The sequence below is a fragment of the Acidobacteriota bacterium genome (assembly GCA_028875725.1).
Lineage (GTDB): Bacteria > Acidobacteriota > Thermoanaerobaculia > Multivoradales > Multivoraceae > Multivorans.
Genome location: JAPPCR010000022.1, coordinates 1 through 21188 on the forward strand (window position 1 = coordinate 1; position 21188 = coordinate 21188).

General features: G+C 69.8%; 15 protein-coding genes. 13 read left to right on the forward strand and 2 right to left on the reverse strand.

What is annotated here, in order from left to right; translation table 11 throughout:
* Positions 1 to 1073 (forward strand): hypothetical protein (locus OXI49_15500; GenBank protein MDE2691911.1); only part of this gene is annotated, 1073 nt, incomplete at its 5' end.
* Positions 1074 to 1094: 21 nt separating this feature from the next.
* Here OXI49_15500 and OXI49_15505 read toward each other — a convergent pair.
* Together OXI49_15505 and OXI49_15510 are read right to left on the reverse strand one after the other, a co-directional pair.
* Positions 1095 to 2324: an argininosuccinate synthase gene (locus OXI49_15505; protein ID MDE2691912.1), complete on the reverse strand. Its 1230-nt coding sequence runs from the start codon at positions 2322 to 2324 to the stop codon at positions 1095 to 1097.
* 79 nt (positions 2325 to 2403) lie between these two features.
* On the reverse strand, positions 2404 to 3795 hold the full coding sequence (locus tag OXI49_15510; protein ID MDE2691913.1) for an MATE family efflux transporter: 1392 nt from the start codon (positions 3793 to 3795) through the stop codon (positions 2404 to 2406).
* Between the two features lie 42 nt (positions 3796 to 3837).
* Between OXI49_15510 and OXI49_15515 the strand changes: the two genes are divergently transcribed.
* The 12 genes from OXI49_15515 to OXI49_15570 all read left to right on the forward strand — a co-directional run.
* Entirely contained in the window at positions 3838 to 4818 is a 981-nt protein-coding gene (locus OXI49_15515; protein ID MDE2691914.1) for an ABC transporter permease, read from the forward strand.
* Positions 4819 to 4820: 2 nt separating this feature from the next.
* On the forward strand, positions 4821 to 5903 hold the full coding sequence (locus OXI49_15520; GenBank protein MDE2691915.1) for an ABC transporter permease: 1083 nt from the start codon (positions 4821 to 4823) through the stop codon (positions 5901 to 5903).
* A 35-nt stretch (positions 5904 to 5938) separates the two neighbouring features.
* Positions 5939 to 8833 (forward strand): 2-oxoglutarate dehydrogenase E1 component, encoded by a 2895-nt coding sequence (locus tag OXI49_15525; GenBank protein MDE2691916.1) that lies wholly within the window; start codon positions 5939 to 5941, stop codon positions 8831 to 8833.
* Between the two features lie 22 nt (positions 8834 to 8855).
* A complete protein-coding gene (gene odhB, locus OXI49_15530) occupies positions 8856 to 10256 on the forward strand; it encodes a 2-oxoglutarate dehydrogenase complex dihydrolipoyllysine-residue succinyltransferase (protein MDE2691917.1) in 1401 nt (466 codons plus the stop codon).
* A gap of 8 nt (positions 10257 to 10264) precedes the next feature.
* Positions 10265 to 11695, forward strand: a complete 1431-nt coding sequence (locus tag OXI49_15535) for a spondin domain-containing protein (protein ID MDE2691918.1) — start codon at positions 10265 to 10267, stop codon at positions 11693 to 11695.
* 17 nt (positions 11696 to 11712) lie between these two features.
* Positions 11713 to 13155, forward strand: a complete 1443-nt coding sequence (lpdA, locus tag OXI49_15540) for a dihydrolipoyl dehydrogenase (protein MDE2691919.1) — start codon at positions 11713 to 11715, stop codon at positions 13153 to 13155.
* A gap of 124 nt (positions 13156 to 13279) precedes the next feature.
* Positions 13280 to 15409 (forward strand): hypothetical protein, encoded by a 2130-nt coding sequence (locus OXI49_15545; protein ID MDE2691920.1) that lies wholly within the window; start codon positions 13280 to 13282, stop codon positions 15407 to 15409.
* A 31-nt stretch (positions 15410 to 15440) separates the two neighbouring features.
* A complete protein-coding gene (locus tag OXI49_15550; protein MDE2691921.1) occupies positions 15441 to 16604 on the forward strand; it encodes a YncE family protein in 1164 nt (387 codons plus the stop codon).
* Complete coding sequence (locus OXI49_15555; protein ID MDE2691922.1) at positions 16601 to 18070, forward strand: hypothetical protein; 1470 nt, start codon at positions 16601 to 16603, stop codon at positions 18068 to 18070. The genes OXI49_15550 and OXI49_15555 overlap by 4 nt, the downstream gene beginning before the upstream one ends.
* Complete coding sequence (locus OXI49_15560) at positions 18067 to 19080, forward strand: MoxR family ATPase (protein MDE2691923.1); 1014 nt, start codon at positions 18067 to 18069, stop codon at positions 19078 to 19080. The genes OXI49_15555 and OXI49_15560 overlap by 4 nt, the downstream gene beginning before the upstream one ends.
* 25 nt (positions 19081 to 19105) lie before the next feature.
* Positions 19106 to 20011, forward strand: coding sequence for a DUF58 domain-containing protein (locus tag OXI49_15565; protein MDE2691924.1), 906 nt, complete (start codon positions 19106 to 19108; stop codon positions 20009 to 20011).
* A gap of 1 nt (position 20012) precedes the next feature.
* On the forward strand, positions 20013 to 21188 hold a 1176-nt coding region (locus OXI49_15570), incomplete at its 3' end, for a hypothetical protein (GenBank protein ID MDE2691925.1).

The window sequence follows — 21188 nt, forward strand, 5'->3', positions numbered from 1 at the left end:
ACCTCATCGTCGGGACCGCCGTGTCCTGGATCGACGCCACCGGGCGCTACCGGCTGGCGAACACCGGCAGCCGCAACATGCGTCTGGACCTCAGCGGCATCTACCCCTACGCGCGCTACGCTTCCGGCTGTCGCGGACCGTCCCGGAAGTCGTGCCGGACGGAGCTCTGGGCGGTGGGCGCCATGGGCAACGGCGACCTCGTTGGAGACGCGGACCAGACAGCGGGACCGCCTCCGTCGTCCGACGCACGCATGCGGCTCGGCCTCGCCGGCTTCCGCCAGCGGGTCGCGACCGCCGGGTCGCTCGAGTTCGCCCTGCGCGGCGACGTCGGCTCCGCCGTCATCGAGGGCGGCGACGACTTGGGCCGACCGGCCCGGGACGCCAGTCTCGGCGGCGACGCGAGCAGGGGACGAATCGGTCTCGAAGGTTCCCTGACCCGCAAGGTCGGCGCGATCGTCTTCCGCCCCTTCACCCAGGTTGCCCAGCGCTATGACGGCGGTTCCTCGACGAGCGGAACCGGAACGGAACTCGCCGGCGGCCTGGAGCTGATCGCCGCCGACGGCCGGCTGCGCGTCCATGCCACCGGCAGGACGCTTGTCACCCAGGGCCTGGCACGCTACGAGGAAGAGAGCGTGGGCGCCACGATCGAGCTTCGTCCGGCGACGAAGGACGGCGAGGGGCTGTCGTTGCTGGTCGCCCAGCAGTTCGGCGGCGCGTCGCCGCGGGCGAACGCCCTCTGGCGCTCCGACGCTCCCCGGTGGATCGGCATGTCTCCCGATGCGCTTGCGAGCGTCTCCGCCCGACGGGTTCCCGGAGCGTCGCACACCCGGGCCGAAGTCGCATGGGGCATGGGAATCGGCGCATCCATGGTGACGCCCTTCGCCCAGGCCGTCGCCGCCGCGGCAACCGGGAAGGAGCACCTTCGTTTCGGCGTGCGCCACTCGATGCGCAAGGGTTCGCCCCACCGGGTGAACCTGGAAGTCACGGCCGAGCGCCCGCAAGTCACGCTGAGCAGCGACCTCACGGACTACCAGCTCGCCGTCGCCGGTCAGGTCCGCTTCACGATCGGCTGACCTGCCCCGAAGCGGGCGGCCTCACGACCGGCCGCCGACGATCACCTGGTGGGCCTTCAGCCGCAGCGCGTTCAGGCGGATGAAGCCGCGGGCGTCGGTCTGGTCGTAGCCGCCTTCGACGTCCATCGACGACAGATTCTGGTCATACAGCGAACTCGGTGATTCCCGGCCGAGGATGCTCACGCCGCCCTTGTAGAGGCGAAGGTGGACGGTGCCGTCGATGATCCGCTCGGCCTGGAGGAACGCGGCGCGGATGAACTCCATCTCGGGCGAGAACCAGAAGCCGTTGTAGATCAGTTCGGCGAACTTGGGCGACAGGCCGTCCCGCAGGCGCTGGACCTCCCGGTCCATCGCCACGCCCTCCAGGTCCCGCAGCGCGTGGTGGAGGATCGTGCCGCCCGGCGTCTCGTACACGCCGCGCGACTTGATGCCGACGAAGCGGTTCTCGACGATGTCGATCCGGCCGATGCCGTTCCGCCCGCCGAGTTCGTTCAGGCACTCGAACAGGGTCAGCGCGTCGGAATGCTCTACGCCGGCTGTCCGGTCCCGGACCCGCACCGGACGCGCGTCCTTGAACTCGACCTCGATGTCCGTCGGCTCGTCCGGCGCGTCGAGGGGCGAGGTCGTGAGCGAGAACATGTCCTCGGTCGGCGTCTGCATCGGGTCTTCGAGCAGGCCCGCCTCGTAGCTCTTGTGCATCAGGTTCTCGTCCATGCTGTACGGCTTCTCGGACGAGGCCTCGATCGGGATGCCCTGCTCTTCGGCGTAGTTCAACAGATCGGTGCGGCCCCGGAAGCGCTTGAGAAACTCCGCGTCCTTCCACGGCGCGTAGACCTCGATCTGCGGCGCGAGAGCGGCGTAGGCGAACTCGAAGCGGACCTGGTCGTTGCCCTTGCCGGTGGCGCCGTGGGAGAGCACGTCAGCGTCCTCGCGGATCGCGATCTCCGCCTGGCGGCGGGCGATCAGCGGCCGCGCCAGGGCCGTACCGAGCAGGTAACGGTTCTCGTAGACCGCGTTGCCGGCGATCGCCGGGTAGATGAAGTCGGTCACGAACTCCCGCCGGACGTCCTCGACGTAGACCTTCGTGGCGCCGATCGCCTCGGCCCGGCGCGCCTGGGCGTCGAAGTCCTCCCGCTGGCCGACATCGACGATTACGGCGACCACGTCGAAACCGCGTTCCTGCAGGGTGCGCAGGATGACGGAGGTGTCGAGACCGCCACTGTAGGCGAGTACGGCTTTCTTGCGCGGCATGCTGGACCTCCCTCGGATCCGGAGAGCGCTCCGGGCCGGCGGGAGACTATCCGGCCGGCGGTCGCCGGTGAAGCCGCCGTCAGTCGTCGTCGACGGCTTCGGCCGGAAGCAGGCCCACCGCGCCGCTCCGCCAGAGCCGCCAGCGAACCCGAAGCGCCAGGAAGATCGCCACGAAGACCAGCCCGAAGGTCAGGCCCCACCACACTCCGCTCGGGCCGAGCCCTCTCTCGAAGGTCAACCAGACGCCGGCCGGCATGCCGATGACCCAGTACCCGACGAGCGCGACGGCCGCGGGGAAGCGCGTGTCGGCGGCTCCCCGCAGCACCCCGGCGGCGGCGACCTGCAGACCGTCGGCGACCTGAAACAGGCCCGCGATCGGAATCAGCGCCGCCGCCGCGGCGACCACGGCCGGCACGTCGCTGAAGACGCGCGCCAGTAGCTGCGGAAGCGAGAAGAAGACGAGGCCGAAGGCGACCATCACGCCGGCGCCGAGGCTGAGGCAGACCAGCGCCGAGCGGCGCGCCCCCACCGGGTCCCGGCGGCCGATCGCGTTGCCAACGCGCGTTGTCGCCGCGCCGGCGAAACCCAGGGGCACCATGAAGGAGATCGAGGCGAGGCTGATCGCCACCTGGTGGCCGCTGAGTTGCGCCTCCCCCAGACGACCGATGAGCACGGCCGCGAAACTGAACACGGTGACCTCCAGCGACACCTGAACCGCGATCGGCACTCCCACGAACAGGAAGGGACGGAGCGCGGCCGGACGCAGCCACGACCACTTCCACCCGCCGACGTAGCGGCGCAGGTGACGCCATCCGAAGGTGGCCACGACGATCAGCATCACCCAGCGGGAGCCGGACGTCGCGTAGGCGGAACCCCGCACACCGAGCGCCGGGAACCCAAGATGGCCGAAGATCAGCGCCCAGTTCGCGATCGCGTTGAACACGTTCGCCACGCCGATCGCGATCAGGGCCGGCCGCACGATGCTCATCGCCTGGAGCGTCTGCCTCAGGCACATGAAGAGCAGGAAGGCGATGACTCCGGGACCGATGCCCCGAAGGTAGGCGGCTGCCGGCTCCACGATGGCCTGCGGTTGACCCGTCAGCGGAAGCGCGCGATCCAGTCCAAGCACGATCAGCGTAGCCGGCACCGACAGCAGGACCGCCATCCCCGCACCTCGGCAAAGCACCCTGCGGATCCGCCGGTGATCGCCGGCGCCGAACGCCTGTGCCGCCATCGGATCGATCGCGAGCAGGATGCCGATGAAGGACCAGATCACGGCGATACTGAGCGCGTTGCCGATCGAGCCGGCCGCCAGGTCCGTCTCCGACACGCGGCCCAGCATCATCGTGTCAACGGCGCCCATCAGCACCATTCCCACCTGCACCAGGATCACTGGCGTCGCCAGGCGCACGACGGCGCCCAGCTCCGTTCGTACCGGCCGCCCGTCCCCCACTGTTCCCGCCCCTCTCAAGGGACGGTATTGTAGGCAGCCTTACTCCCATCGAGATCGCCGTTGCTCAGCTACATCCTCCGCCGGCTCGTCACCGGACTGGTCACCCTGTTCGGCATCTCGGTCATTTCGTTCTTCATCATCCAGCTCGTACCGGGCGATCCGGCCCAGATCCAGACCTCCCAGATCGCCGACGCGGCGGTCTCGGAGCGCGTCTACCAGCAGTTGCGGGAGCTCTACGGCCTCGACAAGCCGATCCCCGTGCAGTACGCGAACTGGGTCGGCAAACTGGTCGTGGGCGACTTCGGTTCGTCCTTCCACGACGGCAGGAGGGTGTCGGCGAAGATCGGCGAAGCGCTGTGGCCGACGCTGTCGGTGGCGCTGCTCTCCTTCATGCTGACCCTGATCATCTCGACGCCGATCGGGATCTACAGCGCGCTACGGCAGGGTGGCGGCTTCGATCGCTCGGTCAGCACCGGCCTCTACATGCTCTATTCCGTGCCGAACTACGTCGCCGGCATGCTGCTCATCCTCTACCTCGGCGTGAAGTGGGACCTGTTGCCCTTCCGCGGCATGAGGTCCGACGGCTACGACGAGATGACGACCCTCGGCCAGATGTGGGATCTGGCCCAGCACTACGTCCTGATCACCTTCTGCTTCACCTTCGGCAACCTGGCCTACTACTCCCGCTTCATCCGCCAGAACCTGCTGGAGGTGGTGCGCCAGGACTACATCCGCACCGCCCGCGCCAAGGGCCTCGGCGAGCGGAGCGTGGTGCTCAAGCACGCGTTCACGAACAGCCTGATCCCGCTGATCTCGCTGATCGGCCTCACCCTCCCCTTCGTGCTGGGCGGCAGCGTGATCCTCGAGTACATGTTCAACTGGCCGGGCCTGGGCCGCCTGTACTTCGAGTCCGTCCTCCAGCGCGACTATCCGACGATCATGGCGCTCAACTTCATCACCGCCCTGCTCGTGCTCGGCATCACCTTCATCGCCGACCTGACCTACGGTCTGGTCGACCCCCGCATCAGCTACGAGAAGTGACGATGGCGACCGAAGCGACGACGAACACAACGGCCGGAGCGGCGCCCGTGGCGCGCTCCTACTGGCACATCACGTGGCGGCGCTTCCGCGGCCACCGCCTCGGCATGGTCGGCCTGTGCGTGGTGGCCGTGCTGTTCCTCGTGGCCTTCCTGTCGCCGATCCTGGCCAACGAGCAACCCATCCTGTGCCGCTTCGACGGCGGCTTCTACTATCCGGCGGTCGTAGACCTCGTCCACCAGGTCCCGGGCACGAGCCTGATCATCCAGAAGCAGCGGCCCTACCGGCTGGCGACCTTCGACTTCAAGCGGGAGTTCGACCCGGAGCGCGGCGACTGGGCGCTGTGGACGCCGGTGCGATACGGCCCCAGAGAGATCGCGGCCGAGCCCCTGGCCGGGCCTTCCAGCCGTCACTGGCTGGGCACCGACCAGTCGGGCCGCGACGTCCTGTCGCGGATGGTGCACGGCACCGTCGTGTCGATGAAGGTCGGCTTCCTGTCGATGGGCATCGCGGTCATCCTGGGCCTCGTGTTCGGTTGCATCGCGGGCTACGCCGGCGGCATCGCCGACCTCGTCATCTCGCGCTTCATTGAAGTCGTCCAGTGCTTCCCGGCCTTCTTCCTGATCCTCGCCGTCCTGGCGTGGTTCCCGCCCAGCATCGAGAACGTGATGATCGTGATCGGCCTGACCCGCTGGGTCGGCATCGCCCGCTTCGCGCGCGGCGAGATCCTGCGTATCCGCGAGACGGACTACGCCCTCGCCGCCCGTTCGCTGGGAGTCAGACCCGCGCAGCTCGTCCTCCGCCACCTGCTGCCCAACGCGCTCGCCCCGGTATTGGTCAGCGTGACCTTCGGCATCGCGGTGTCCATCCTGATCGAAGCGGGACTCTCCTGGCTCGGCTTCGGCGTCCAGCCGCCCGACGCCTCCTGGGGGACGATCCTCCGCTCCGGCTACGAGAACCTGTTCACCGCCGGCCACATGATTCCCCCGGCCTGCGTGGCGATCTTCCTCGCGGTGCTGAGTTTCAACCTCGTCGGCGATACGCTGAGGGATGTAATCGACCCGCGGCTCCAGGCCGAACGGGCCTGACGCCGCCGGGCTCCCCGCCCAGGAGGTAGGCAGCGATGAGCGAGCAGACCGGGTTGCACAGCCTCTCCCTCGACTACGTCGAAGCGCTCCTGGCCGACTACCACCGCGATCCGGCGTCGCTCGACCCGGCCTGGCGTCGGTACTTCGACGCCCTGGCCGCCAGCGGCGAGCTGGACAACGGCGCGATCGGACCGGAGCTTCAGCCCTCTACCCTGTTCGGCGGCAACGGCGAAACGGCGCGCCCGGTCGCGGCTTCGCCGGCAACTCCGCCGGCCACCGAACCGAGGCCTGGCCCGCCACCCGCCGTATCGGCGCCCGCGAGCGCGTCCCCCGCCCTGACCGCGGACATCGAACTGCAGCGCCGGGTCGACGACATGATCCGCAACTACCGGATCCGCGGCCACCTCTACGCCGACATCAACCCGCTCCGCAATCCGCCCGTGCTGCCCGAGGAACTCGAACTCGAGGGTCTGGGCATCCGCGACAGCGACCTGGACCGCACGGTGTCCACCGCCGGCATCCCCGGCGCCGACACGGCGACGGTGCGAGAAGTGCTCGAACGGATGCGCGAAACGTACTGCAAGTACATCAGCGCCGAGTTCATGCACATCGACGACCTGGAAGTCCGCTCCTGGCTCCAGGAACGGATGGAAGTCAGTCGCAACCGCGTGCAGCTCAGCCGCAACGAGCAGGTCCGGATCCTGAGGAAGCTGATCGACGCCGCGGTGTTCGAGGAGTTCATTCAGAAGAAGTACCTGGGGGCCAAGAGCTTCTCGCTCGAGGGCGCCGAGAGCCTGATCCCCCTGCTCGACCTGGCGATCGAGAAGGTCGCCGCGCAGGGCGCGGTCGAGATCGTCTTCGGCATGTCCCACCGGGGCCGCCTTAACGTGCTTGCCAACATCATCGGCAAGCCGACCCGGGACATCTTCCGGGAGTTCGAGGATCTCGACGCGGAGCAGTACACCGGCGGCGGCGACGTCAAGTACCACATGGGGCACTCGAGCGACTGGACCACGGATCACGGCCGCAGGGTCCACCTCTCCCTGTCGTTCAACCCGAGCCACCTCGAGTTCATCAACCCGGTGGCGATGGGCCGCGTACGCGCCAAGCAGGACCGGATCGGCAACGAACTGCGCGACCGGGCGGTGCTGTTCCTCATTCACGGCGACGCCGCCTTCGCCGGCGAGGGAATCGTCCAGGAGTCGCTCAACCTGTCGCAGCTTTCGCCCTACCACATCGGCGGTGCGTTTCACGTCGTCGTCAACAACCAGATCGGCTTCACCACGCCGCCCGAGAGCTCGCGCTCCAACACCTACTGCACCGACGTCGCGAAGATGCTCCAGGCGCCGATCTTCCACGTCAACGGCGAGCAGCCCGAGGCAGTGGCCCAGGTCGTCAACGTCGCGCTCGACTTCCGCCAGCGCTACCGCCGCGACGTGATCATCGACCTCTACTGCTACCGGCGGCGCGGGCACAACGAGGGTGACGAACCCGCCTTCACCCAGCCCATTCTCTACGACGGCATCCGGGCCCGGGATCCGGTCCGGGTCCACTACCTGGAGCACCTGCTCGAACTCGGCGAGATCAAGCCCGAGGAGGCGGACGTCCACATCGAACGCGAGGAGAAACGGCTCGAGGGAGCGCTGGCCACCGCCCGCCGGATGAACGAGAAGACGAGTCCGCAGGCCTACGACGGCGTCTGGAACGCCTTCGTCGGCGGGCGCATGGAAGACACCCCGGAGCCGGACACCGGAGTCGACCACGCCAAGCTGACCGACTACCTGAGACGGATGGTCGTGCTGCCCGAGGGATTCAACCTGCACCGCAACCTGCGGCGCTTCCTCACAGCCCGCGCCGAAATGGCCGAAGGAAAACGGCCCGTCGACTGGGCCGCGGCGGAAGCGCTCGCCTTCGCCGCCACCGCCGATTCCGGCAACCGCGTGCGGCTGAGCGGCCAGGACTGCGAGCGCGGGACCTTTAGCCAGCGCCACGCCGTGCTCCACGACCGGGTGACGGACGAGAACCACCGGCCGCTGATGAACATCGCCGAGAACCAGGAGCCAATCGAGATCTTCAACAGCCCGCTGTCGGAGGCCGGCGTGCTCGGCTTCGAGTACGGCTTCAGCCTGGACTACCCGGACGGCCTCGTGCTCTGGGAGGCCCAGTTCGGCGACTTCGTCAACGCGGCCCAGGTGATCATCGACCAGTTCATCACCAGCGCCGAGGACAAGTGGAACCGACTGAGCGGCCTCGTCATCCTGCTGCCCCACGGCTTCGAGGGCCAGGGTCCGGAGCACTCGAGCGCCCGCGTCGAGCGCTGGCTGCTGCTCGCCGCCGAAGAGAACATGCAGATCGTCTACCCCTCGACGCCGGCGCAGTACTTCCACCTGCTGCGGCGCCAGGTCGAGCGCGCCCAGCGCAAGCCGCTCGTCGTCTTCACGCCGAAGAGCCTGCTGCGCCGCCGGGAGGTGGGCTCGTCCCTGGCCGAACTCGCCGGCGGCCGCTACCAACCGGTCCTGTCCGATCCTTCCGTTGTCAGCGACGAGGATCGGGCGAAGGTGCGACGGGTCCTCCTCTGCGCCGGCAAAGTGTTCTACGACCTCGACGCCCACCGCCGGGAGATCGGAGTGCACGATCACGCGATCCTGCGGATGGAGCAGTTCTACCCGGCCCCGAAGGAGGAGCTCGACACAGCGCTGTCCCCCTTCCCGGCCGATGCCGAGGTTCGCTGGGTGCAGGAGGAACCGCGGAACATGGGCGCCTGGTCCTACCTGCGGCTCAACTTCGGCTTCCTGATGGGCGGCCGGCCCCTTTCGGGCGTCTACCGCCCGCAGTCGGCCAGTCCCGCGACCGGCTCTCCGAGCAGCCACAAGCTGGAGCAGCAGCAACTGATGGAGGCGGCGTTCGGCGAGTCGGCCGACCCCGCGTGAGAATCCCACGAAGGCACACCGCATGACGTACGAAGTCACCATCCCCGAGATCGGCGAGTCGGTCACGGAAGCGCTGATCCTCCGCTGGATCAAACAGCCGGGCGAAGCGATCGGCAGGGACGATCCGCTCGTGGAGCTCGAGACGGACAAGGTGACCGTCGAGATGCCGTGTCCGGTAGCCGGCGTCCTGTCCGAGATCGTCTGCGCGGAGGGCGAGACGGTGCCGATCGGGGCGGTGATCGCACGGATCGAGGAAGGCGCAGTCGCCGCGAGCGCGGCCGCTGCTCAGGTCGCCGCTCCGAGCACCGCGTCCGCGTCGACCGAAGCGACGGCTGCAACGGGAGGCGCCCAGGGCGACCTGCTCGCCAGCGCCGAACCGTCGGCACCGCCAGCCCCGCCGGCCCCGGTGCCGGCCCCGGAACCCCCTCCCCCCGCGCCCGTCCAGACTGCCGAGGCGGACGCACCGGCCGCGGCCGAAGAGCGACGCATCCTGCCGGCCGCCCGCCGGCTGATCGCTGAGCACGGGCTCGACGCGTCCCGCATTCCCTCCACGGGCAAGGGCGGCCGACTGTTGAAGAGCGACGTGACCGCCTGGCTGGCAGCCCGGGAAGCAGAGCCGAAGGCGCCGGCCGAGGCGGAACCGGAAGCGGCTCCACCCGCGCCGGCTCAGCCGGTGTCGCCCGCGGTCGGCCCCGCGCCGACCGTCGCGCCGCCCGCCGGCGACCGCGCCGAGGAACGGGTTCCCATGACGCCGATCCGCCGCAGGATCGCCGAGCGCCTGGTCGAGTCCCAGCAGCAGGCGGCACTGCTCACCACCTTCAACGAGATCGACATGTCCGCGGTGATCGACTTCAGGAAGCGCTACCGCGACACCTTCGTCGAACGGCACGACGTCCGCCTCGGCTTCCTGTCCTTCTTCGTCAAGGCAGCCGTCGATGCCCTGCGCCGTTTCCCGCGCCTCAACGCGGAGATCTCCGGCACGGACATCATCTACCGGAACTACTACGACATCGGCATTGCGGTGAGTACCGACCGCGGGTTGATGGTGCCGGTCCTGCGCAGCGCCGAGAGGCTGTCCTTCGCCGAAATCGAAGCCCGGATCGCCGACTTCGCCGGGCGCGCCCGGGAAGGCCGCATCCGAATCGACGAACTCCAGGGCGGCACCTTCACGATCACCAACGGCGGCATCTTCGGCTCCCTCCTCTCCACCCCGATCATCAACCCGCCCCAGAGCGGCGTCCTCGGCCTGCACGCGATCCAGGACCGGCCGATGGTCGAGGGCGGCGAGATAGTGGTCCGCCCGATGATGTACGTCGCCCTGACGTACGACCACCGCATCGTCGACGGCCGCGAAGCGGTGAGCTTCCTGGTCCGGATCAAGGAGGCGATCCAGGACCCGGCGCGGATGCTGATCGAGGTCTAGACAACTCGATGCCCCGGATTCGTGAACCGCGCTTCGCCGTGCTCGCCGCCGCGCTTCTGCTGGCGTTCGGATTGCCGATGCAAACGGACGCTCAGGGTACCGACGCCGCGACCTACCAGGTGACCTTCGAGGGCAAATGGAACACCTCGAGCACGCCGGACGGTGTCGTCGCGGGCGCTCACTTCACGACGCTGATCGGCGCCGTCCACAACAGCAGCGTCACGTTCTGGACGGCCGGCGGCACGGCGACCGCGGGCGTGGAAGCCGTCGCCGAACTCGGCGCCACCTCGACCTTCGAGAGCGAGTACAACGCGGTCCCGGCCGCCAACCGCAAGGCGCTGATCAAGGAGTCCGCGCCGTCCGGCGCGACCGGAAGCACGACCTTCACCATCGAAGCGACCCAGACCCACCCCCTGGTGACGCTCCTGTCGATGATCGGACCCAGTCCGGACTGGTTCGTCGGCGTTTCGGGTCTGTCGCTGCGGGACAGCCAGGGTTGGCGGTCGCGGTTCAGCCAGGACCTGTTTCCCTACGACGCCGGCACCGAGAACGGCACGGAGTTCTCGCTCGGCAACACGGCGACCAGCCCGCAGGGAACGATCACGAGCATCAAGGGACAGGGGAAGTTCTCGAACTCGCCGATGGCAACGCTGACGTTCGTTCTTCAAACGACCCAACCCCCGCCACCGCCACCGCCACCGCCGCCACCGCCGCCCGGAGGAGGAGGGCCGCCGCCACCGCCGCCCGAGCCGCCACCGCCACCACCGCCACCACCGCCGCCACCGCCGCCGCCGCCGATGCCGCCGGAAGCCGCGTTCACCGTAGACATCGATTGCCCTGACGATCCCTGCCGCGTCCGCACCGGCCAGCAGGTCACGTTCACCGACGCGAGTTCCGGAGACGTCGCCCGGCGCCTCTGGGACTTTGGAGCCGGAAGGCCGTCGAGACGGAACACGGTCCGGCACCCCTGGACTTGGACCTCTCCCGGCTTCTACACCGTCACCCTGACGGTGACGGGCGCCGACACCGAGTCGAAGACGACCCGCGTCTTCCTGGTTCAGGCAAGCGAACCGGCCGGTACCTGCGAGGCGGACACCGAGACGCTATGCCTGCGGGACTCCCGTTTCGCCATCACGGTCGACTGGTGGCGAATCGACGGAACCGGCGGCGCTGGCAGCGTCGTGCATGAGGGCACGAACGACTCAGGCCTGTTCCGATTCTTCGACGAGGACAACTGGGAGATCCTGATCAAGGTGCTGGATGGCTGCTCGACCAACGGCCACGTCTGGATCTTCGGCGCGTCGTCGACGAACCTCGGATACATGATCCGAGTGACGGACACGGTGTCCGGCATGGTCAGGGAGTACCCCAACGAACCAGGGGTCGCCGCCAACGCCATCGCGGACGCGAGCGCGTTTCCGGAAGCCTGCCAGCCCTAGGAGGCCAGCGACCGCCTATGTCCCATACCGATCCTGTCGCCCGTGCGCCCGACCGTGCCGTCGACCTCCTCGTTATCGGCGCCGGGCCAGGGGGCTACGTCGCTGCCATCCGGGCGGCGCAGCTTGGTCTCCGCACCGCTGTCGTGGACGAGCATCCGGCGGCCGGCGGCGTCTGCCTGCGGGTGGGCTGCATCCCGAGCAAGGCGCTGCTCGAATCGAGCCAGCGCCTCGTCGCGGCCCGCAGCGAACTCGCGGCTCACGGCGGCGTCGCGGGCGAGATCGGCCTCGATCTGCCGGCGATGATGAAACGCAAGGACCGGGTTGTGACGACCCTCACTCGCGGCGTCTCGTCGCTGCTCAAGAAGAACAGGATCGAACACATCCAGGGTCGGGCCCGCCTCGGGGGCCTCGACGGCGAACTGCGCAGGGTCGTCATCGCCGGCGAGCAGGAGGAGCACGAGGTGCACGCCCGGAATGTGATCGTGGCCACGGGCTCCCGCCCCGCCACTCTGCCGGGCATCGAGCTCGACGGCGACCGCATCGGCACCAGCACGGAGGCCCTTGCCTACGACTCCGTACCCGAGCGCCTGGTCGTGATCGGCGCCGGCTACATCGGCCTCGAGCTCGGCGCGGTCTGGAACCGGCTCGGCTCGAACGTCATCGTGCTGGAGTACCTCGACCGCATCCTGCCTGGCGCGGACACCGAGATCGCCGCGGCCGCCGAGAAGATCTTCCGCCGCCAGGGTCTCGACATCCGGCTCGGGAGCCGCGTGCTCGGAGCGAACGTCAAGGGCGGCAAGGACGAGACGGGCTGCGTCGTCGAAGTTGACGGCGCCGACCCGATCGACTGCGACCGCGTTCTCGTCGCGGTCGGCCGAACGCCGATCAGCGACAGTCTGGGGCTCGAGGAAGCGGGCGTCGCCGTCGACGACCGAGGCTTGATTCAGATCGACGAGCGCTTCGCCACCTCGACGCCAGGCGTGTTCGCGATCGGCGACGTGATCGGGGGGCCGCAGCTCGCCCACAAGGCCGAGGAGGAGGGCATGGCCTGCGTCGAGGGCATCGCAGGCGGCCACGTCCACATCGACTACGACGCGATCCCCGGCATCGTCTACACCGAACCCGAAGTCGCCTCCGTCGGCAGGACGGAAGAGCAACTTCAGGAAGCCGGCACCCCCTACCGCAAAGGCGCTTTTCCGTTCCGGGCAATCGGCCGCGCCCGTGCCACCGGGAGCCTCGAGGGCTTCGTCAAGATCCTGGCCCACGCCGAGACAGACGCGATCCTCGGCATCCACATCCTGGGCAGCCACGCCGGCGACCTGATCGCCGAAGCGGTGGCGGCGATCAGTTTCGGCGCTTCGGCCGAGGATCTCTTCCTCACCAGCCACGCTCATCCGACCCTCTCCGAGGCGGTCAAGGAAGCGGCCCTGGCCGTCCACGGCCGGGCGATTCACATGTAGCTGCGGCGGCCTCCGTTCCGGCTTCCGGCGGACGCAGGGCTTCACGGCCCGCTGATAGACTGCGCCGGCTCAACCTCAGGGCAGATCCCGTCGCGCACCCCGCATCTCCTGGAGAAGTCCCAACGTGATCAAGAACCGCACCCGTACGTCGATCCGGTTAACGTGGCTTGCCGCCTTCGTTCTGTTCATGGCGCTGCCGCTCGCCGCCCAGGAACCCGCCGAACCCGCGCCGGAGGAGGAAGAACAGACGGGCGAAGAAGCCGCCGAAGAGGAAGAGAAGCCCCCGATCCCGTCCGGCGCCGAGCTCAAGGTCTCCCCCACCGAACTGACCCTGGAGGTCGGCGACAAGGCCGCTCTGACCGCCACCGTCGTCGACGAGAACGGCGAGACGATCGAGGGTGTCGATGTCGTCTTCTTCTCCCGCAATCGCCGGCGCCTCGGGGTCAATCCGGCCGGCGAGGTCGAAGCGCACGGTCCCGGCAACGTCAAGGTCATCGCCCTTGTGCCGAAGGAGGCGGAAGACGAGCCGCGGCGGGCGGAGGCCCTGCTCCGGGTCGAGGTCGACGTGACGATCCCGAATCCCCCGGTCGAGAGCGTCGAGATCGTCGGACTCCCCGGCGCCTTCTACAGCGGCACCCACCTGACGTTGCAGGCCCGCGTCGTGGACATCACGGATGTCGCGCGGGACAACGTCGAGGTCGCCTACTCGAGCTCGAACCCGGACGTCGCGGCGCCGGACGGATTCGGAGGTCTGGACCTCCTGGCGCCCGGCACGGCGACCCTGACCGCGACCGCCGAGGACGCGACCTCCCAGGTCGAGATCCAGATCGCACGGAACCCGACGCAGCGCATCGAGCTGACCGCCTCCGCGGAGGAAGCGCGCACCGGCGACGTCGTCTGGTTCGAGGCGGTCGGTCGCGACGCCTCCGGCAACGAGGTCGAGGATCTGCCCATCCGCTTCCTGGTGGCCGGCCAGGCGGCCAACCGCATCCTGGCCCCCGGCGCCACCGCCCAGATCGAGCAGGACGGCGCATTCGTCGCCGAGCGCTCGGGCATCTACACCGTGACCGCGCTGGGCGGCAACCACTCCGACAGCCTGCCGGTGCGGGTGACGACCCGGCGGGTGAACAAGGAGATCGAGTTCGTCGGCCAGGGCAAGGTCCACGACCGCCGCACCTCCGACCTCTGGGTCTGGGAGGGCACGGACGGTCGGGACTACGCGATCACCGGCACCTGGGGCGCCGAGGGCCATGCCTACATCTGGGACGTGACGAACCCGGAGAGCATCGTGCTCATCGACGCGGTGCGCGTCGACGCGCGGACGGTGAACGACGTCAAGGTCTCCGAAGACGGCCGGGTCGCCGTGATCAGCCGCGAGGGCGCCTCGAACCGCAAGAATGGCTTCGTCGTTCTCGACGTCTCGGAACCCCAGGTGGGCGTGCGCATCCTGTCCCGGTTCGACGACCAGTTGCGGGGCGGAGTCCACAACGTGTTCATCCACGAGGAGCACGTCTACGCCCTGTCAAACGGCCGCCGCTTCGACGTGATCAGCATCGAGGATCCGACCCAGCCCCACCGCGTCGGCCGCTTCGAACTCGACACGCCGGGACACTCGATCCACGATGTCTGGATCGTTGACGGCGTCGCTTTCAGCTCCAACTGGGAGGACGGCGTGGTCGCGATCGACGTCGGCGGCGCCGGCATGGGCGGCGCGCCGAACAACCCGGTCAAGCTCGGCAGCTATGCCTATCCGAGCGGCTGGAACCACGCCGCCTACCCCTACCGCAGCGAGTCGACCGGCAAGTTCTACGTCTTCGCCGGCGACGAGGCCTTCCCCTACGGCGAGCTGGGGCGGGACCCGAGGGCGGCGCCGCCAAGGGCCGCCGGCTGGATCCACGTGATCTCCTGGGACGACTGGGAGAACCCCCGCGAGGTCGCCCGTTACCAGGTGCCCGAAGCCGGCACCCACAACCTCTGGATCGAAGACGACATCATGTACGTCGCCTACTACAACGGCGGCCTTCGCGTCGTCGACGTCTCCGGCGAGCTGCGCGGAGATCTCTACCGGCAGGGCCGCGAGATCGGCATGTTCCTGCCCTACGACAGCCAGGCGCTCGTGCCGAACTCTCCCTTCGTCTGGGGCCCGCAGCCGTACAAGGGCCACATCTTCTTCTCCGACTGGCACTCGGGTCTGTGGGCGGTCAAGCTCAAGGATCCCGAAGACCCGAACCGGATCATCGGAGAGCCGCACTAGGCCCCGACGGGGGCGTACCCGGAGGCCTGGGATGCACATGTCGACTTGCCGGCAGCCGCGGACGGCTGCGCTCCCAACGCTGCTTCTCGCCTTTTCCGTCTTCGCGGGTTCCGCCCTCCACGCGGAGTCGGACCTCAGACCGCCGTCCCGCGAGTACTACGCCTACGTCTGCGCCGAGTCGGAAGACCAGGTGGCTCTCGTCCGTTTCGGACCCTCCGGGATCGAAGTGACGAAGACGATCACCGTCGGCAGCTTCCCGGCCGAAACGGAAGGTCCGCACGGCATCAACATCTCGCCCGGCGGCCGCTACTGGTACGTGTCGATCGCCCACGGCAACCCGTTCGGCTCGATCCACAAGTACGAGACCGGGACCGACGAGTGGCTGGGCGACGTGCAGGTCGGCATGTTCCCCGCCACCCTCGACGTGGCCGCCACCACCGGGCTGCTCTTCGTCGTCAACTCGGACTTCTACGGCGACCACGTGCCGAGCACGATCTCCGTCGTCGAAACGTCGACGATGACCGAGATCGCGCAGTTCGAGAGCGGGACCATGCCGCACGGCGCCCGGTTCAGTCGCGACGGCCGGAAGCTCTACAGCGCGAACATGATGGACGACGAGCTCGTCGAGGTCGACGCGCTGCGCTTCGAGGTCGGCCGCCGCCTGAAGCTGGGGCGGGCCGCGCACTCGACCAGCGGCCACGCGGGACACGGCGGTCACGCGGACGCCGCGGCCGGGCACGGCGCCCACGGCCAGCCGGTCGTCGAGCCGTCGTGGGTCACGCCGCCCACCAGCGGCGGCATGGTCTATGTCACGGCGCTCTCGGGCAACGCCATCTACGAGGTCGACACGGGCGACTGGAAGGTCTCCCGGCGACTGGAGACTCCCGCCCCCGGTCCCTACAACGCCGCCGTGGGCCCCGACGAGCGACTGCTGGTGGTCACCTACAAGAAGGGCGACGCGGTCGGCTTCTGGGACCTGGACGAGGGCCGGGAAGTCGCCCGGGTCTCCACGACGCGCCGTATCCCCCACGGCGTCGTCATCACTTCGGATGGACGCTTCAGCCTGGTGACCGTCGAAGGGGTCGGCGGCGAACCGGGGGTCGTCGAGGTCTACGACAACGGCGCGTTCCGGCGCGCGGCCCAGATCGATATCGGCAAGCAGGCCGGCGGCATCGCGCTCTGGGAACCGAATTGAGGCCATCCGGCACGGATCGCACGACGGCCGCGGAGGCCGACGCCGCGGAACTGCGCGGCCGGCTGCTGCGCGGCCTCAAAGCCACCGACCGCCGGCTGCGTCTGAACCGAGCGCTCAAGACCCTGACCTGGTTCGCGCCCGCCGCCTGCCTGTGGCTGCTCGCGACCTGGCTCCTCGGACTCGGGGCCGCGGGAGGCGCCGACACCGCGTTCTGGCCGTCCTGGGCCGGCGGCGCCGCTCTTCTCCTGCTCGGCCTGCGGGAGGCGGCGGCGCTGGGCCGCGACCTTCCCGCCGCCGCCCGGGCAGTCGACCGGGCCGGCGACCTGCATGACGTCGCCGCCACCGCTCTGGAGATGCAGTACCGGCTGGACGACTCGCGCGCCGACCGGCGGCGGGAGAGCGACGGCACCGTCTGGCCCCTGCCCTGGATCGCCCTCGTCCTCGAGCGGGCGGTGGCAGGGCTCGAAGGCACGGGTCCCCGGCAGACCGTGCCGCGGCTCGTTCCGGGCAGCGCCCTTCCCTCCGTCGGCATCTGCCTCGTCCTGCTGTTGCCGGTGGCGCTGCCCCGCTCCTTCGTCGGCGAGGCCCTGGCAGCAGCCATGAACGGCGACGCGGCAGGAGAACTCCCGCCCGGCTTCGAAGCGGCCGCGCTGCTCGAAGACGATCCCAACCGGATGCCCGGCGTTCCGGAATTCGACGTGCGGCTCAGCGACCTGCCCCTCGTGACCCTGCGCCTCCGCGAGCCCAACGCCGACGACGGCGCCCGGAGCGGCGACGCGACGGACGCCGCAGACGGCAGCCTCGGCGACGGCGCGGAGGCCGAAGCCCTCGACGCGACGGCGGAGGGCGGCGACGCGGCGGCCAACGCCCTGACCGACGGGACGGACCCGGAGACGGGCGCCGACCTGATGCGTGAACTCGACAACCGCGAGGGAACCGGCGAGGAAGAACAGGGAACCGCCCCCGGCACGGAGGGCAGCGGCGAAGGGGCAGAGCCCGGCGCCGAGGCCGGCGAGGGCGACGGCTCGGGCGGCCAGCCGGTGGAAGACGGCGAGGGATCGGGCGGCGAGAGTGGCGCGGCGGCCGCGATCAGCGACGAACCGGGCTCGAGCGACGGCGAAGCCGACGGCGCCGCGGCCGGCGTCGGCACCGGCCCGCAGGAGGAGATGGTCGATCCCTTCGGCGATCTCCTCGTCCCCGCTCTCAGCCTCGAACAGGCGCTCGAGACGGCGCTGATCGAGTCGATCGAGGAGATCGAGCGGCGCCCCCTGACCACGACGAGCGCCACCCAGTTCCGCGCCGCGGAAGTGGCCATGCGCGGGCCCGCCACCGGCGCTGCCGGCGAAGCCGCGGCCTCAGGCGGAGACCTGCCGGCAGCCCGCCACCCGATCGCCTGGCGCCACCGGGAATCCGTACGCCGCTACCTGGAAGCGCTGGAGGCCGCAGCCGAGGAGGACGGGGAGTGAACGACACCGCCCAGCCCCGGACCGCGGACGATCTCGCCCTGCAACTGACCGAGTTCGCGGACCGCTGCAGCCGCCTGCGCAGCGAGATCGGCAAGGTGATCGTGGGCCAGGAGGAGGTCGTGGACGGAGCGATCATCGGCCTGCTGGCGGATGGCCACGTCCTGCTCGAAGGCATCCCCGGCCTCGGCAAGACCCGTCTCGTGCGCACCCTGGCCCAGGCGCTGCACCTCCGATTCAACCGCATTCAGTTCACGCCCGACCTGATGCCGGCGGACATCGTCGGCACCCACGTCCTCCGCGAGGACGAGACCGGAGGCCGGCGGCTGGTCTTCGAACGCGGCCCGATCTTCGCGAACCTGGTGCTCGCCGACGAGATCAACCGCGCCACGCCGAAGACCCAGTCCGCGCTGCTCGAGGCGATGCAGGAGACGACCGTCACGGTCGGCGGCGAGACGAGCCCTCTCGATCCGCCGTTCTTCGTGCTCGCCACCCAGAACCCGCTGGAGATGGAGGGCACCTATCCCCTGCCCGAGGCGCAGCTCGACCGCTTCCTGTTCAAGCTGCGGATGACCTATCCGGCGACCGAGGAGCTGCACACCATCCTCGACCGCACCACCTCCGGACACGTCCCGGAGGCCGAAGCTCTCTGGACCGCCGAGCAGGTGATCGCCATGCGGCACGCGGCCCGTCTGGCACCGATCGCGCGGCCGGTCCAGGACTACGCGATCCGGCTGGGGCTGGCGACCCGGCCCGAGGGCGAACATCCCGCGGAAGCGGTGCGTCGCTACATCCGCATCGGCGCCAGCCCGCGCGGCATCCAGGCGATGGTGCTCGGCGCCAAGGTCCACGCGCTGATCCGTGGCCGGCCGAACGTGTCCCGCGAGGACATCCGAGCCGTGGCGCTCCCCGCCCTGCGACACCGCGTCCTGATGAACTTCGAGGGCGAAGCCGAACGGGTCGACCTCGACGAGCTGCTCCAGGACCTGATCGACAGCGTGCCCGAGGGCTGAGCGGGCGGGCTCCAAGCTCCGAGCCGTGGCCGACCACTCCGTCTTCGCCTTCGAGCCGGCCTTCCTCGCCCGGCTGGAGCGCCTGCGCCTTCTCACCCGGCGCGTACCCGCCGGCGGCTTCAAGGGGGAGCACCGCGCCAGCCACCTCGGCTCCGGGCTCGAGTTCGCGGACTACCGCCCCTATGTCGAAGGCGACGACGTGCGCCACCTCGACTGGCGCGCCTACCTGCGCTTCGACCGGCTGCTGCTGAGGATGTTCGAGGAACACGGCGACCTCGCCGTCTACATCCTGCTCGACTGCAGCCACTCCATGGCGCCGACGCCTGGTCTCGCCGGCCGCCGCAAGTTCGACGCGGCGCGCCGGATAGCGGCGGCCCTGACCTACATCGCCCTGGCCACCCTCGACCGGGTCACCCTGGCGCCGTACTCCGGCCATGTGCACCAGGTTCTCGGCCCGCTCCACGGCTCCCGCCAGGTGTGGCGCGCCCTCGACTATCTCGCCAATCTCGACACCGGCGGCGAGACACACCTCGACCGCACGGTCCGGGAGGTCTTCGCGGCCGGCCGCCGCCGCGGCCTGGTCATCGTGATCTCGGACCTCCTCTCCGACACGACGGAGGGCGGCCTCGACCTCCTGCTGCCGCTCCGGCACGATGTGGCGGTCATCCAGGTCACCGATCACCGCGATCTCGAGGCGCCGCTCGACCGCGACACGACCCTGGTCGACAGCGAAACGGGCGACTCGCTCCGCATTCACGGCGCCCCAAACCTGCTCCACCGCCTGGAGCGGGAGGCGGAGGCCCACCGCGAGGAGATCCGCGCCCGCTGCACCGCCCGCGGCTGGTCCTTCATCCACGCCCCGGTCGAGGCGTCCTTCGAGAAACTGGCGCTGGGCGCCCTGCGCCGCGGCCTGCTGAGCCGGGGCCGCTGAGATGCCCTTCTGGATCCCGCTCGGAGTCGCCGCCCTGCTGGTGCTGGCGATCTACCTGATCCGGCCCACCGCGCAGGCGCTGCCAGTCGCCTCAACGGTGCTCTGGCGGCGCCTGCTGGCGGCGCGCAAGCGGCGGCGCGACCGCCTGCGCTGGCTGCTCTCGCTGCTCCTGGCCACGGCGGTCGCCGGTCTCCTGTCGGTCGCGGCAAGCCGGGCGCCCTGGCTGCAGCCCGGCGGCGGCGATCCGATCGCCCTGGCCTTCGACCCGTCGCCGACGATGCAGGCAGGTCTGCCGAATGGAGGCCCCAGCCGGATCGAACTGGCCGCGGCCGAGGCGCGTCGGATCGTTGCCGAGGCCGAAGTCGGCAGCCGCTTCACCGTGAACGCGGATCCGACTCCCTTGACTTCCGCCGAGGTGCTGGCGCTCCTCTCCGGCCCGCCGGAAACGCTCTCGAACGCAGCCGACACGGAGCCGGCGATCCCCACCGCCCGGCGGGTTCATGTGTTCACCGACGGGGTCGGGCCGTACGCGCCGATCGTCGACCCGGGGACGGAGAAGCACACCGTGTCCGTCCTCGCCCCGGCCCGAAACGCCGGCATCGTCCGCTTCGCGACCCGGCCGCCCGCGACCCGCGCCGCGGGTCCGGAGGCGCTGCTCGAGATCCTGGCGACCGATCCGGCCGATGGTCAGGTGCCGGTCGAACTGACCGTCGCCGACTCCGAGACGATCCGCATCCGCCGGCAACTCGAGCTCGAACCCGGCGAGCGCTTCACCGCCCTGATCGACCTCGGCAGCTTCGTCCCCGGCGCCGTCACGGCGCGTATCGGAACGCCCGGAGACGTCTTCCCGCTCGACGACCGGGCCGGCCTGATCGACGCCCACGCCGCGAGCACCCGGATCGCCGCGTTCTCCCCCGCTCACCGCGGCCGAGGCTCGGCCGATCCGTGGCGGGTCGTCGTGATCGCCCGCAGCCCGGGCTCGTTCGCAGGTTCCGCCGCCGCGCTGGCGCTCGAGGCGGACGCCTCGGTCGACGTGGCAGCCGTCCGCGCGGCCATCGGCACCGACGATCCCCCGCCCCAGGATCCCCTCCCGGCGGCCGACATCGCCACGTTCCACCGGACCGCGCCGGCGATCCCTCCGGCGATGCCAGCCCTCTACCTCGATCCGCCGCAGGCG

Bases quoted from the DNA above. Each gene is read 5' to 3' on its own strand.
- lpdA (MDE2691919.1), top strand. From the start codon at position 11,713: ATGTCCCATACCGATCCTGTCGCCCGTGCGCCCGACCGTGCCGTCGAC.
- OXI49_15550 (MDE2691921.1), top strand. From the start codon at position 15,441: ATGCACATGTCGACTTGCCGGCAGCCGCGGACGGCTGCGCTCCCAACG.
- OXI49_15525 (MDE2691916.1), top strand. From the start codon at position 5,939: ATGAGCGAGCAGACCGGGTTGCACAGCCTCTCCCTCGACTACGTCGAA.
- OXI49_15505 (MDE2691912.1), bottom strand. From the start codon at position 2,324: ATGCCGCGCAAGAAAGCCGTACTCGCCTACAGTGGCGGTCTCGACACC.
- OXI49_15520 (MDE2691915.1), top strand. From the start codon at position 4,821: ATGGCGACCGAAGCGACGACGAACACAACGGCCGGAGCGGCGCCCGTG.
- OXI49_15535 (MDE2691918.1), top strand. From the start codon at position 10,265: ATGCCCCGGATTCGTGAACCGCGCTTCGCCGTGCTCGCCGCCGCGCTT.
- odhB (MDE2691917.1), top strand. From the start codon at position 8,856: ATGACGTACGAAGTCACCATCCCCGAGATCGGCGAGTCGGTCACGGAA.